We start from the raw sequence: 13,660 nt of genomic DNA, 5'->3' as shown, positions 1-13,660 counted from the left end.
GCCGACGTCGAGGCCCTGGCCACCGACGTCGAGGTCCTCGACCAGATCGACCTGCTCAACGAGAGCCTCGAGAACCTCCGCCGTCGCGTCTCCCGCCTCGCGAGGCTGCTCTAGCAGCCCGGGCTGCTAGTCGACCCGCGCGACCCCCTCGAAGGGGGCTCTTCCTCACAGGAGTCGCGTGCGGGCTGGCCGGGCTTTCGCCTGGCGCCGAGTTCACGTAGATCGCGTGTTGGTGTCCGAGCCCGACAAGCCTGAGCCTCCGGCGCTGTCGCCGGAAGAGGCGCGTTCGCTGGCTCGGACGGCGCTGCTCGCATGCGTCGGCCTCTACGGCGGCTACGCGCTGCTGCGGATGATCCCGGCGCCCCCGGTCGTCGCCGAGTCCCTCGGGGTCGTGCTGATCGCCGGGTTCTACTTTCTGCCCGGCTACTTGCTCCGCAACCGGCCCGAGCTGGCCCAGCGCTGGGAGGTCGGGCCCGACGTCCCGATCCCGAGGTGGAAACGCAGCGGCTGGCGCTGGGCCCTGTTCGCCGCGCTGGCGATCTTCCCCGCCTTCGCGCTGCTGACCTGGGGTTTTTACTGGAAGGTCTGCCCCGGGGATTTCTCGCTGCTGTCCCCCGTGTTGGCGGTCGAGAGCTGGACCCCGGCCGACGGCAGCCTCGTGCGCTTCCTCGGTCGCCAGTGCCGCACCCACCCTGGCGGGTTCTGGCCGCGGGGGCTCTTCGTGCCGGCCGAGTGGGTCGAGAACTACGGCCTGGGCTTCGTCAAGGCCGTAGCGATCGGGCTGTTCGCTATCGCGCTGCCCGAGGAGGTGTTCCACCGCGGCTACTTGATGAGCGCGCTGGAGCAACGCTGGCCGCCGACCCGGAAGCTGTTCGGCGTGCCCTTCGGCTGGGCCGCGGTCTTGTCGAGCGTCGTGTTCGCCCTCGGGCACCTCGTGACCATGCCCAACACCGCCCGGCTCGCGACCTTCTTTCCGGCCCTGGTGTTTGCGTGGCTGTGGCGCCGCAGCGGCAGCCTGTGGGCGCCGGCCCTGTTTCACGTCGCGTCCAACCTGTTGATGGACGTGCTGCTCGCGAGTACCTTCCCGCCAAGGTGAGTGATACGGCACAGACGCGCTCGGCGGGTGCGGTCGCGGCTTTCTTCGACGTCGACCACACGCTGATCGCCTGCAACTCGGCGCGCAAGTGGATCGAGTATCTGTGGCGCAACGACAAGATCTCGGTCGCCGCCGCGCTGCGCTCGGTCTGGTGGCTGGTCAAGTACCGGATGAGCGTGCTCGACTACGAAGCGGTCACCGCCGAGGTCGTGTCGGGCTACGCTGGCCAGTCCGTCGACGAGCTGTGCAAGGAGGTCGGAGCGTGGTTTCACGCCGAGATCGAGCCGATGATCTGCGTCGAGGGCCGCGAGCGCGTCGAGTGGCACCGCGCCCAAGGTCACCTGCTCGTGCTCCTGACCTCCGGAACCTTCTTCTCGGTCGAACCACTCCAGCGGATCCTCGACGTCCCCCACCTCGTGTGCACGCAGCTCGAGCTCGTCGAGGGCAAGCTGACCGGCAGGTACCACCCGCCGAGCTGCTTCGGTCCGGGCAAGCTCCTCGCCGGGCTCGCGTTCGCCGAAAACCACGGGATCGAGCTCGAGCAGTCTTACTTCTACACCGACAGCTACTCGGACCTGCCGATGCTCGAGCGCGTCGGCCACCCGCGGGTCATCAACCCCGATCCTCGTCTCAAGCACTGGGCCCAGAGTCGGGATATCGGGTGGGAGCAGTGGCACGCGCAGGGCCTGCTCGAGGCCGCGGCCGGCGACCCCGAGCGGGCTCCGTCGTCATCATCGACTTCATCAGGGGGTACGCGTGAACGGGCGAACTGACCTCACGGAGCTCGGCGAGATCGAGCGCATCATCGCGGTCGCGCTCGCCGAGGATCTCGCCGTCGGCGACATGACCTCGCGCTTGACGGTACCGGCGCCAACCCGGGCGCGCGGGCGCATCATCGCCAAGCAGGCGCTGACCTTCTGCGGCGGGCCCGTCGTCGCCCAAACCTTCGCGCAGATCGATCCCGAGCTCGACGTCGAGCTCTTGCGCGACGAGGGCAGCGCGGTCGAGGCGGGGACCGAGCTCGTGCGCGTCGCCGGGCGCGCGCGCGCGCTGCTGGCCGGTGAGCGGACCGCCTTGAACTTGCTCGGGCGCGCCTGCGCCGTCGCGACCTTGACCCGCCGCTACGTCGACGCCGCGGGCCCGGGTCTGCGCGTGGTCGACACCCGCAAGACCATGCCCGGGCTCCGGGCCCTCGACCGCTACGCCGTGCGGATGGGCGGGGGCCACAACCACCGCAACGACCTCGGCGCGGGGGTCCTGATCAAAGAGAACCACATCCGCTGCGCGGGCTCGGTCCGCGCCGCCGTCACGGCCGCCCGCGAGCACGCCTCGCACGCCGTGCGCGTCGAGTGTGAGGTCGAGACACTGGACGAGCTCCGCGAGGCGCTCGCCGCCGGGGCCGAGGTCTTGCTGCTCGACAACATGGATGACGAGACCCTGCGCGAGGCCGTGAGCATCGCCGGGCCCAAGGGTGAGCGGCGGGTCTTGCTCGAGGTCAGCGGTGGGATCACCCACGACCGGCTGCCGCGGCTGGCGGGGATCGGGCTCGATCTGGTGAGCGTCGGGGCCCTGACCCACTCGGCGCCGAGCGTCGATCTCTCGCTGCTGTTCGACGTGGGGTAGTTCAGAGGCGGGGTTTCGGCGTCGTTGTAATTGGTGTCGGAGCTGGCCCAGGATGCCGTCCGTGCGAACCTCGGTGATGTTGCCGCGGGCGTCGAGGATCTGCGAGGGCAGACCGCGATAATCCCATGTGGACAGTGTGCCGGTGCGCGCAGGATCGTGGGGAATCACCTCGCCAATCTCAGTTCATTGGGCGGACCATTCTACGGTCACCTCGTCTGGTGCCCAAAACGTCACGACGACACCCGGACCGCTTGGGTTCTCGTAGTTCGGACACCATGCCTGAAATTCGTCGCTCTCGTCGAAGACGAGAGGTCATGCCCAAGAGCCCGCAGGTCTTCAACACATGCTCGCGCTTCACTGCCAAACTCACTAGCCTGCCTCATTCGGCTCGCCAGAGCGGCACCGAGTTCCACGCAGAGAGCCTTTCGTGCTTGGTCATCCAGCCCCATAAAACTAGATTTTGAAAATTTCGTTTCCATCAATTTCCCGCTGGGATGTGAAGCTACAAGACCTTCGGGCAGGGATCATCCGGCACACACCCGATTCGCGCCGCTCATGGGTGGTCGTCAGTTCGGCAAGATTCACGGCTGCGCCGCGAGTGTCGAAGGGGCTCGCCGAGGCTCGTCGTCAGCGCCTGTCGAGCACCCGCATCGACGATGGTGGTCTTGAGCACCTGACTCAAGATGCAATATGTGCGCTCGGCAGGCGTGGTCGCATCGCTGCCGCCGTACCTCTCGATGCCTGCGGTTCGGTTCACCCTTGGCGGGTTCAGCTCACACTACGCCAGTTAGGCCACCACTTGCCTAGAACCTCTTTACTGCTCACTTGTATAAGGTGGACGGATATGAAGGTACAGGACCTTCGGGCAGCCGTCATCGGCAGGCGTCATCCACCTATGCTCACGACCTTGCTGCGCCGATTAGTCCAGTGCAGATTTCCACTCTTCATAACCAAAACGAGAAAGGTGATCCCTAACCGCGAATTTTGCAAGTTCGGTCACATCCTCATCGAGTGAGCAAGTGCTCGCCTGATACAAAAAGTCCTTATAGGAACGATCGTGATAGTGGCCTAGAACAGCCGCGACATTCCGATTAGACAGTCCTGCATCACTCAGCACAGCCATGATCGGCAAGATGTCCACATCAGGAATGCCGTTGGGGTACGCTCGGCGCAGCATTTTGAGGGCGGGCGCAATGTACGGAGGTCCGTTCTCAGTCATTGTCCTAGCCTTGCTGGGGGCAAAACGAGGGCATTCACCAGGTAGCCGTACTTGTTGTAGAATGCCCGAACAAACCTCATGTCAGTTGTCAAGATTAGCTGATCTAGCAGCCCGTGGTGCAATGCCTCGTGTCGCCTCGCGCCGGAATGTTCGCCGAGGGCGCGAAGCCAAAACGCCGCTGTACCGGGCGTACTGCAAGTTTTGGCGACAAAGCCCTCGGCGAAAAGGCCAAGCGAGGCGGCGCGAGGCATTGCACCACGGGCTGCTAGGCGATCTGCCGTGCCAAATATTTTCAGGTCCACCTCACCAAGCGTCTGCGAGGAGGGGACCATGGATCGGGCAGAGAGTTTCCCTCCATATCGGGCTGTGGCAGCGTAGCCTGCCACACCGAACCCGACGCCGCCAGTTATTTCCGTGCCGGTCGGAAACAGAAGCCCTTCCGCGAGTTCCGCGACTATCGCAGGGTTGGACTGTGCCCAGCCCGAGGCCCCCGCGCCAGCCGCAATATAGGCCCCCCCGACGATGAGCAACTCGACAGTAGCCGCAGGCACAAGGACACGATTGGCGGCGAGGATTCGCTGCGCGGCCTGGGCCGTCTCTTGCTCGTTTTGGATACGCTCGAGTTGTTGCGAGTACTTGCCGCGCCACACGTCACCCATTGCCGTGGGCGACCACCCCCAGGCGAAGTGGTCTGGCTCGGTTTGCCCGCCCGGGATCGCGTAGAACGCATCCACGGGGACGACCAGATACCCATCTCCTGCAACGTGAAGCGGTTTGTAGTTAGGATGGATGAGCGAAGAGTCTTTCCGCCACGCATCAACTTCCTCAGTGGAGATGACGTCCCCTGCTTGATGCGGCGCCATCCCTGCTGGGTCATTCATGACGACCGGGCTAGACGCCGAGTACTCGAACACGTTGAGGCCGCCCGCGACGCCGATGGGATCGGCCGCCGTCCACCGACCCAGCCACGGTGCATAATACCGCGCCGTGTGATACCCGAGCCCCGTCTCCTCGTCCCGCTCCATCCCCGTGTACCGGTAACGCTTCGCCGGCACCTCGAGTTGGCTGTCCACCAGCCGGTACGCGCTCGTCCCATACGGGTGGTACTCCTCGTACGAGATCACCGCACCGGTCTCGGTGACCTCCGTCGCCGCAGAGCCAAGGTGATTGCTCAGCTGAAAGCGCCAGATCCCCGTGGGGCTCGGCACGAGCTCGCCTTTGTCGACCGTGCGGGTCTCGACCAGTACGATCCGCCCGGTGTCGTCGCTAACGTGCAGCGACTCCCATTCCTCCTTCAGGGTCCCGTTGACTCGCTTGCGGTAGAGCTCGAATGAGCCGAGGTAGATGCGTTCTTCGGTCGTCGATCCTGCGTGCTCGACGTACCTGCGGATGCGCTGGCCGCCCGCGTACTGGAAGTAGACCTCCTGCGAGCCCACCTTGCAGTGCTGCAGCTGGTCGAGCTCGTCCCAGTCCATCGCCGCCATGTGCGGCATGCTGACGAAATTGCTGTGGACGTCGTGCGGGTAAGTGTGGCTGTAGGTCGTGCTGTTCGAGTACAGCGGGCCCGCTGCGTCGCCGGGCGCGCTCGTGGCGACGAGGCGGTTGCCGTCGGTCCGGCACTGGTAGCGCCGCGTCCAACCGGTCCCGCCCGCGGGCGCGTGGATGACCGTCTCGAGGTTCCCGACCGCGTCGTAGCTGTAGCGCTGCGTGTACCGCCGCAGCGCGTTCGGGTCGTTCGCCATCGGCGTCGCGCTGCTGTCTGGCGGCAGCTGGGTCGAGCTGCGCTGGACCGTGCCCTGGCTGGCGTGCTCGCGGCCTGTGGCTTCGACCAGGCGGTACAGCGCGTCGTACTCGTAGCCGTTCGCGGCCTCGACGACGGCGTTTTGAAAGTACACCGTCTGCTGCGCGTCGTCGCGGATGTCGGTGACGTTGCCGACCGGGTCGTAGTGATAATGCAGGCCTTGGAGCTTCGCGTTGTCGCTCGTGCGCGTGGTCTCGATCCCGCGCAGGCGGTAGTTCTTTGGGTCGTATGCGTAGGTCGTGGTCGTCGCGTTGGCGGCGTGGGTGATCGACTCTCGCCGGCCGCGGACGTCGTAGCGGATCTCGGCGACGATCGGCGTCGAGGTCAGCGAGCCGCGGTGCTTGCAGTCGACGGCCTTCAGCGCGCCGCGCTCGTTGTAGCCGTACGCGACCTCGGAGCCGTCCGGCGAGATCGCGGTCAGGACCCGGCCGAGCGCGTCGTGGGTGCTCGACGACGCGTACACGGTCGTCTCGAGCAAGGGCGCAGCGGCGGTCGCCATGGCGGCGATCGTGCTCTGGTTGGCGAGCACTGTCCAGTCGTTCTTCGCCGTGGGCTCGCGCAGGAGTTTCAGTTCGGAGGAGACCGGGAGGCCCTTGAAGTCGAAGCTGGGCGTGGTCGCTTCGCCGTCGCCGCCGTAGCTTCGGTACACGCGGCCGCGGTGATTGGTCGCCTGCGGACTGGCGAGGAGCTCGCCGTAGACCACGCGTGAGAGCAGCACCTCGCTCCCAACCGCTGGCTGGACGTAGCTATCGACGGGCCGCCGCAGGGCATCGTAGGTCACCCGAGCACACTGCTCCTTGGCGTCCCAGGCGCGCAGGGCCAGGCGGAGCAGCGATGCCTGCCAGCGCGCGCTGACCTTGTCGGGCTCGTGCACGTCGATCTCGATCGCGCCGACCCGGATCACCGCCGCAGGCGCGCGACCGAGGCCGGTCACGACCACGGGCGCGAACGAAAGCGACTCCGAGTCCGCGGGTGGGTCGTCATTCTCCAGCTGACTGCGCCACCAAAAGATCTTCTTTGCGCTGAGGCCGTGGAGCCGGGCGAAGGCCCAGACCGAGTCTCCGCTGCGCTCGACCGCGTCGAGGACCAAGCGGGCGTCGGCCTTGGTCCATCGGCCATCGCGGAGTTGGACGAGCCTCGCCTCCAGCAAGTTCTTGGGTGCCATGACCTCCGATGGTCTCCCGCTCTCGCGGTCGATGGGCGCCATCTCGGGGCGCAGTCACCCGGATGGACACGCGCGCGCACGCCACTCTGCCCCTCGGGCAACATGCCGCCGAAGTCGTCGGCGTAGTACCGAGCGCGGCTGTGGCCGAGCAGCCACTTTTCGACGGTGTCGAGCGGCGGCGCGTCGTCGTCGTCGTAGACGACCTCGGTCGCGCCGTCGTAGGCGGCCTTCAGTTCGTCGAACGCGAGCAAGCCCGACTCCGGGAGCGAGAGGCCTTTGAGTTCGAAGGACTTCGAGGTCAGCGGGACGCCGAGACGAAGCCGGTCGGGGTCGCTGGTGTCGTGGGCGACCGTGACCTCCGACGCGGTGATGTGGTGGGTCGTCTGCTCGGTGTGCGACGTGGCGACGCGGCGCGGGCGCGTCTACTTTGGATACTTCTCGGTCATCTGGTGCGCCTCGAGAACCGCGAACCGGACAACGAGTCCCGCAGTTTCGTCCTTCAACAAATACTTCGAGTCGCTATCCGCCGAGTGAATCCTCGTCGCTTCCAGGGCGGCGTTCTTCCACCTCAGTGGACCTGTGTACCAGGACACATCCCCCAAGTATAGCAACAGGCATCCCTCTTGCTCCTCTTTTGAAAGCCTGAGAACAATCCCCTGATGGCTGCGCTGGTGTTTCCACACCATCGCGTCGGCGCATTCCCATTTGGCGATGAGCGTCTCAGCCCGCTGCAGATGCTTTTCTTCTTGAGTAAAATTCATTGAAAGAAGTCCTAGAATGGGTTGGCGACAACCCGTCCTTCGCGGTAAAAAACCGTTTTTGCCAGTAGTTTCGGGTTGCTTTTGATAATCCAAAGCTCCGCAGCCGAGTAGAGCTGTCCATCGACAAATCCGGCTTTTCCCAGCTCAGCCCATGCTGCGGGATCCCTGATGCCGTCGAGGGTATATACCGCGCCGTGTGATACCCGAGCCCCGTCTCCTCGTCCCGCTCCATCCCCGTGTACCGGTAACGCTTCGCCGGCACCTCGAGCTGGCTGTCCACCAGCCGGTACGCGCTCGTCCCATACGGGTGGTACTCCTCGTACGAGATCACCGCACCGGTCTCCGTGACCTCCGTCGCGGCCGAGCCCAAGTGATTGCTCAGCTGAAAGCGCCAGATCCCCGTGGGACTCGGCACGAGCTCGCCTTTGTCGACCGTGCGGGTCTCGACCAGTACGATCCGCCCGGTGTCGTCGCTGACGTGCAGCGACTCCCATTCCTCCTTCAGGGTCCCGTTGACTCGCTTGCGGTAGAGCTCGAATGAGCCGAGGTAGATGCGTTCTTCGGTCGTCGATCCTGCGTGCTCGACGTACTTGCGGATGCGCTGGCCGCCCGCGTACTGGAAGTACACCTCCTGCGAGCCCACCTTGCAGTGCTGCAGCTGGTCGACCTCGTCCCAGTCCATCGCCGCCATGTGCGGCATGCTGACGAAATTGCCGTGGACGTCGTGCGGGTAGGTGTGGCTGTAGGTCGTGCTGTTCGAGTACAGCGGGCCCGCTGCGTCCCCGGGCGCGCTCGTGGCGACGAGTCGGTTGCCGTCGGTCCGATACTGGTAGCGCCGCGTCCACCCGGTCCCGCCCGCGGGCGCGTGCACGACCGTCTCGAGGTTGCCGACGGCGTCGTAGCTGTAGCTCTGTGTGTACCGCCGCAGCGCGTTCGGGTCGTTCGCCATCGGCGTCGCGCTGCTGTCGGGCGGCAGCTGGGTCGAGCTGCGCTGGACCGTGCCCTGGCTGGCGTGCTCGCGGCCTGTGGCTTCGACCAGGCGGTACAGCGCGTCGTACTCGTAGCTGTTCGCGGCCTCGACCACGGCATTTTGGAAGTAGACCGTCTGCTGCGCGTCGTCGCGGATGTCGGCGACGTTGCCGACCGGGTCGTAGTGATAGTGGAGACCCTGCAGCTTCGCGTTGTCGCTCGTCCGCGTGGTCTCGATCCAACGCAGGCGGAAGTTTTGCGGGTCGTATGCGTAGGTCGTGGTCGTCGAGTTGGCGGCGTGGGAGATCGACTCTCGTCGGCCACGGACGTCGTAGCGGATCTCGGCGACGATCGGCGTCGAGGTCAGCGCGCCGCGGTGCTTGCAGTCGACGGCCTTCAGCCCGCCGCGCTCGTTGTAGCCGTACGCGACCTCGGATCCGTCCGGCGAGATCGCGGTCAGAACCCGGCCGAGCGCGTCGTGGGTGCTCGACGACGCGTACACGGTCGGCTCGAGCAAGGGCGCGGCGGCGGTCGCCATGGCGGCGATCGTGCTGTGATTGGCGAGCACTGTCCAGTCGTTCTTCGCCGTGGGGTCGCACAGGAGTTTCAGTTCGGAGGAGACCGGGAGGCCATCCAGCGCCTCTCGGGCCTCGAGCTCGGACCAGTAGCGGTTCTCGGCGAGCGCTCGCAAGCGATGGGGGTCCGGCATGCCACGAGCATCGTTGGGCGGTCAGCGCGAGGCCAGGTGCGGTTCACCGGAACGCTACCGCGGGCGTGGAGCCGTGGGCGTACCTGCGGGACGTGATGCAGCGGATCGCCGAAGGCTGGCCGCAGAGCCGGGTGGACGAGCTGCTGCCGCCGAACTGGTCTCCGAGCGCGAGCTGAGTGTGAGGAGGGCCGGCGCGGTGCCAGAGAGCTGGCGCCGGCACAAGGTGGGCTTCACCGGAACGTTACTCGCTGCCGCCGGACCTCTCGATGCCTGCGGTTCGGTTCACCCTTGGCGGGTTCAGCTCACACTACGCCAGTTAGGCCACCACTCGCCTAGAACCTCTTTAGTGGTGTCAAGCACGAGCGCATGGAAAACGACGGCCCCTGCTTTGAGATGGCGTTGGGAGGGAGAATCGTCGCTAGCCAGCACGGACGGATCGGCGATCCGCCAAATACACTCGGCTACCTCTTTGACTGCTCGGGTCTTCTCCGGTGGTGCGGAAGTCACGAGTCCCAGGCCGATCAGGCGTTGAAGTTGAGCCTGGGAGAGATCATTCCGTGCCATCACGGAATCTTCCAGCAGCGCCACCGTGGAAAACGCTAGCTGGCGAACAAGATCGAGGTCATCGACCGAGCAGTGTTCGTCCAAGCCAGAGAGGAATTCTCGTTTGGCGATCTCCTTGAGTTTGAGAAGGTTTGGCATTGCTAGTCTTTCAAACGTAGGCTTGGGCTGCTAGGCCACGGCGGCGCGATGTTTCCAAAGTCAGGTGTGAAGAGCATGAACCCACCGTCATGATTCCAAACTGCAAAGTTCTCCTGACCACGGTACTGTCGGAACCGCCAAGCAACACCGACATCGGAGTTGGCGCCCAAGAAAGATGGCTCGAGACGCCCTCGGGAGACCGGATGGGTATGACCGGACCATCGCCAGCCTTGCTGAGCCCACTTCTTTGCGTGCCCCGCGCTGAATGGGGCAATTGTTCCGCCGCCTCGCACAAGCCGTCGAGCACCTTCGTTCGTAAACATCGCAAACTCGACACCTTCATGTCGCGAGAGGGTGATCATGTCTCCAGTGCGTATCATTTTCTTGGGCAACTCGATCATATCGCCGACCTCTCGAAGCTGTGTGAGTAGCCAGCGTCGATGGCGGTTCAGTCGTGTGGGGGCAGGTCCAACATCATCTGGTTGCCCGCAAGCTTGTGAGGTTTCCCGTGGCCGGAGAGCCACAGGCGTTTTCCCTGCGGCCTTCGAGTTTGAACGGTTCTTCCACGCGCCAGCGCTGCTCGCCAGCCGCCGCGCTCGGACAGGATGCCCTCGAGCTCGCCTAGCAGCCCGTGGTGCAATGCCTCGCGCCGCCTCGCTTGGCCTTTTCACCGAGGGCTTTGTCGCCAAAACTTGCAGTACGCCCGGTACAGCGGCGTTTTGGCTTCGCGCCCTCGGCGAAAATTCCGGCGCGAGGCGACACGAGGCATTGCACCACGGGCTGCTAGACTGCTGGCGCCGCGCAGAGACTCGAGGGTGTCGCGGTTCGCGGGGAACCGAGCGCGGGCCTGCTCGACGGCGGCGAGGCGCTGCCAAGGTTCGAAGCTCACGCCGGTCGGCTCGCTCGAGGCACGCGGCCCCTGGTGCGCCTGACGGCCTCAATTCCCCCCCTCACCGCTCCAGCGCGGGCTCCGCTCGGTCGCAGGCGCCCGTATCATCCCACCGGGGGGGCGCGTTCCTGCGTCCATGGTATCCTCCCGCACCTTGCGAGCCCCAGCCCAGCACCCCCCGAGGCGGCGCATCTCGCCGGTCTCGGCGTTTTGCCTCGGCGCGCTCGTGCTCGCGTCGAGCGCCTGCGAGCCACCCGAACGCGCGGTGAAGGGCCACGGCCCCGAGGCGGCGGGCGAGACTCCGAGCGCGCCCAAGCGCGTGGCCACGGTCCCCGCCGAGGGCTGGAACGAGGACATCGCCTGGCGCGGCCTCGAAGAGGGCCTCGCCGAGGCCAAGCAGACCAAGATGCCCGTGATGATGGTCGTCCACACGACCTGGTGCGGCAACTGCCAGAAGCTCAAGCGCACCTTCAACAGCGACGCCGATCTCGCCCGTCTGTCCGAGCAGTTCGTCATGGTCCACGTCGACCAAGACGCCCACCCCGAGGTCACGCTCTACGCCCCCGACGGCGACTACATCCCCCGGGTCATGTTCCTCGACTCCGACGGCAACATCGACAAGCAGCTGCAAAACCCCAACCGGCCCAACCGCTACCGGTTCTTCTACACCCCAAAAGAAGACCTCACCGCGACCATGCGGCTGGCCCTCGATCAGCATGACAACAAGTCTTGATCGGCTAACCCCACCGGCCTCTCCCCCCGCTTCCAGGCCAGCTCGCCGCCACGTGAGGCCGGGTCTGTCCCGCTTGCTCTCTCGATGTTTGGGCGCCGTCGCGTCGGTGGCCGCGCTCTACGGCGGCTTCTGGCTGGCCGGCGACGCGATCGCGGGCGGCGACGACAAGCCCGGCAAGCACACGGGCGACCCCAACATCATCCCGGTCGACGACATCAAGCCGGGCATGCAGGGCTACGCCCTGACCGTGTTCCACGGCGAGACGCCCGACAAATTCGAGATCGAGGTCGTCGACGTCGTCCGCAACTACCTCCCGGGCCAGGACGCGGTCCTGTTCCGCTCGCCCGATCCGCGCATGCAGCACTCGGGCATCGTCGGCGGCATGTCCGGCAGCCCGATCTACATCGAGGGCAAGCTCGCCGGGGCCCTGGCCTACGGCTACCGCTTCAACAAAGATCCGCTCGGCGGCATGACGCCGATCGAGAACATGATCGAGATCGCCGACCTGCCCTACCGGCCCGGGGTCCTGACCAAGACCGCGCGCGCGAGCGGGCGCGAGGGCTCCGCGGCCTGGGCCGACCAGATGCTGGCCCTCGACACCAGCCCGCTGCCGCCGCGGCAGATGCCCGAGCAGATCCCCGGCCCCAACGGCATGCCCTCGGGCGGGCTCGAGCCGATCGGCGCGCCGATGTCGATCGCCGGGCTCGGCCCCCACGCCGCCCAATTCCTGGCCGACGCGACCGGCCTGCTCCCGGTCCGCGGCGGCGGCTCGAAGCCCTCGGACGCCTCGGACCAGGCCGCGGCCTCCTCGGGCGAGCCGGCCAAAGGCGCGGCCCGCCACGTGTTCAAGCCCGGCGACTCGGTCTCGGTCGTGCTGATCGCCGGAGACAACGGCGCCGCGCCCAACGGCACGGTGACCTGGGTCGGCGGCAAGAACAGCGAGAAGGTCCTGGCCTTCGGCCACCCGATGTACGGCGAGGGCCCGTCGAAATACCCGATCGCCAACGCCCACGTGCACACGATCCTCGCCAGCGTCGAGCGCTCGGTCAAACTGTCGAGCGCGCTCGACATTCAAGGCACGCTGATCCAGGACCGCCAGCCGGCGATCTACCTGCGGACCGACATCCAGACGCCGATGATCCCGGTCGTCACCTCGGTCACGGGCCCCGACCCCAAGCTCGGCGCCCGGACCTACCGCAGCAGCGTCGCCGACTCCGAGGTCCTGACCCCGCCGCTGGTCGTGACCTTGATGCTCGACGCGATCGAGGAGGCCGGCAGCGACGGGGTCGAGGTCGTGCTCGAGACCCGCCACGAGATCCTGCTCGAGACCTCCAAGGGCCCGCGCACGATCGAGCTCCACGAAGAGAGCTACTACCCGCGCGGGATCGTCCGCGGGCTCGCGGCCCGCAGCCGCGCGCTGCTCCTGCTGATGGTCGCGCTCGACAACAAATTCGAGATCGCGAGCATCAAGTCCATCAACCAAGAGGCGATGGTTCACTACGGCGCGCCGGTCGAGGAGATCGAGCGGATCCGCGTCGCCAACGAAGAGATCCGGGCCGGCGACCTGCTCGAGGTCCTCGTCGATCTCAAGCCCCCGCGCGGCCCGTCCCGGACCGAAAAAATCACCGTGCGCATCCCCAAGGACGCGGGCGGCGAGCGGGTCGTGTTCGAGCTCGGCGGCGGCGAGTGGGTCACGCCCTACGCCCCGCTGCCCGGCAACCTCGACGATCTGCTCGACAACCTCGCGGCCAGCTACCCGGCCCGGAGCATGGTCGGGACGATCTACCGCCCCGGCGAGGGCCTCGCGACCGAGCACGGCCTGGTCGAGGCGCTGCCCGAGAGCGTGCTCCAGACGCTCAGCCCCGGGGGCAGCAACCGCCAGGCCGTGCACTTCAAGCAGGCCGCGCGCCGGATGATCCGGACCGACTCGATCATCCAGGGCGACGCGAGCTTGGAGCTCAACGTCCTGCCCGCCAAGTCCATCTGACTGCCG

The 13,660-nt window shown here is 66.3% G+C and carries 11 protein-coding genes; 6 read left to right on the top strand and 5 right to left on the bottom strand.

Annotated elements, in window-relative coordinates; genetic code table 11:
- The first annotated feature begins 232 nt into the window (after positions 1-232).
- From mrtZ to nadC, 3 genes are read left to right on the top strand one after another with little or no spacing between them, the layout of a single operon-like run.
- Positions 233-1,096 (top strand): myxosortase MrtZ, encoded by an 864-nt coding sequence (mrtZ, locus tag ENSA5_RS31370; RefSeq protein WP_146156314.1) that lies wholly within the window; start codon positions 233-235, stop codon positions 1,094-1,096.
- On the top strand, positions 1,093-1,869 hold the full coding sequence (locus tag ENSA5_RS31365) for an HAD family hydrolase (RefSeq protein WP_181198354.1): 777 nt from the start codon (positions 1,093-1,095) through the stop codon (positions 1,867-1,869). Before mrtZ ends, ENSA5_RS31365 begins: the two co-directional genes overlap by 4 nt.
- Entirely contained in the window at positions 1,853-2,719 is an 867-nt protein-coding gene (nadC, locus tag ENSA5_RS31360) for a carboxylating nicotinate-nucleotide diphosphorylase (RefSeq protein ID WP_258183076.1), read from the top strand. The genes ENSA5_RS31365 and nadC overlap by 17 nt, the downstream gene beginning before the upstream one ends.
- A gap of 919 nt (positions 2,720-3,638) precedes the next feature.
- On the opposite strand, the gene ENSA5_RS31355 is transcribed toward nadC, so the two are convergent.
- The 4 genes from ENSA5_RS31355 to ENSA5_RS36570 all read right to left on the bottom strand — a co-directional run bounded on the left by ENSA5_RS31355 (position 3,639) and on the right by ENSA5_RS36570 (position 9,343).
- Positions 3,639-3,938, bottom strand: a complete 300-nt coding sequence (locus ENSA5_RS31355) for a DUF3349 domain-containing protein (RefSeq protein WP_106395397.1) — start codon at positions 3,936-3,938, stop codon at positions 3,639-3,641.
- Positions 3,935-6,904, bottom strand: a complete 2,970-nt coding sequence (locus ENSA5_RS31350) for an RHS repeat domain-containing protein (protein WP_181198353.1) — start codon at positions 6,902-6,904, stop codon at positions 3,935-3,937. Before ENSA5_RS31350 ends, ENSA5_RS31355 begins: the two co-directional genes overlap by 4 nt.
- 422 nt (positions 6,905-7,326) lie before the next feature.
- Complete coding sequence (locus ENSA5_RS38605; RefSeq protein ID WP_181198352.1) at positions 7,327-7,665, bottom strand: hypothetical protein; 339 nt, start codon at positions 7,663-7,665, stop codon at positions 7,327-7,329.
- Positions 7,625-9,343: an RHS repeat domain-containing protein gene (locus tag ENSA5_RS36570; RefSeq protein WP_146156312.1), complete on the bottom strand. Its 1,719-nt coding sequence runs from the start codon at positions 9,341-9,343 to the stop codon at positions 7,625-7,627. The genes ENSA5_RS38605 and ENSA5_RS36570 overlap by 41 nt, the downstream gene beginning before the upstream one ends.
- Before the next feature lie 65 nt (positions 9,344-9,408).
- Here ENSA5_RS36570 and ENSA5_RS38600 point away from each other — a divergent pair, with 65 nt between their 5' ends.
- Positions 9,409-9,519: a transposase domain-containing protein gene (locus ENSA5_RS38600; RefSeq protein ID WP_181198351.1), complete on the top strand. Its 111-nt coding sequence runs from the start codon at positions 9,409-9,411 to the stop codon at positions 9,517-9,519.
- 121 nt (positions 9,520-9,640) lie between these two features.
- Here the strand turns inward: ENSA5_RS38600 and ENSA5_RS36565 are convergent, their stop codons facing one another.
- Positions 9,641-10,045, bottom strand: coding sequence for a hypothetical protein (locus ENSA5_RS36565; protein ID WP_146156311.1), 405 nt, complete (start codon positions 10,043-10,045; stop codon positions 9,641-9,643).
- Between the two features lie 1,043 nt (positions 10,046-11,088).
- Here ENSA5_RS36565 and ENSA5_RS31335 point away from each other — a divergent pair.
- Positions 11,089-11,667, top strand: coding sequence for a thioredoxin family protein (locus ENSA5_RS31335; protein ID WP_181198350.1), 579 nt, complete (start codon positions 11,089-11,091; stop codon positions 11,665-11,667).
- Between the two features lie 106 nt (positions 11,668-11,773).
- Complete coding sequence (locus ENSA5_RS31330) at positions 11,774-13,654, top strand: SpoIVB peptidase S55 domain-containing protein (protein ID WP_181198349.1); 1,881 nt, start codon at positions 11,774-11,776, stop codon at positions 13,652-13,654.
- Positions 13,655-13,660 lie beyond the last annotated feature (6 nt).

Source organism: Enhygromyxa salina (assembly GCF_002994615.1).
Lineage (GTDB): Bacteria > Myxococcota_A > Polyangia > Nannocystales > Nannocystaceae > Plesiocystis > Plesiocystis salina_A.
This window is presented reverse-complemented; position numbering and strand designations above follow the sequence as displayed.

Bases quoted from the DNA above. Each gene is read 5' to 3' on its own strand.
- ENSA5_RS31355 (WP_106395397.1), bottom strand. From the start codon at position 3,938: ATGACTGAGAACGGACCTCCGTACATTGCGCCCGCCCTCAAAATGCTG.
- ENSA5_RS31350 (WP_181198353.1), bottom strand. From the start codon at position 6,904: ATGGCACCCAAGAACTTGCTGGAGGCGAGGCTCGTCCAACTCCGCGAT.
- ENSA5_RS38605 (WP_181198352.1), bottom strand. From the start codon at position 7,665: ATGAATTTTACTCAAGAAGAAAAGCATCTGCAGCGGGCTGAGACGCTC.
- ENSA5_RS36570 (WP_146156312.1), bottom strand. From the start codon at position 9,343: ATGCCGGACCCCCATCGCTTGCGAGCGCTCGCCGAGAACCGCTACTGG.
- ENSA5_RS36565 (WP_146156311.1), bottom strand. From the start codon at position 10,045: ATGCCAAACCTTCTCAAACTCAAGGAGATCGCCAAACGAGAATTCCTC.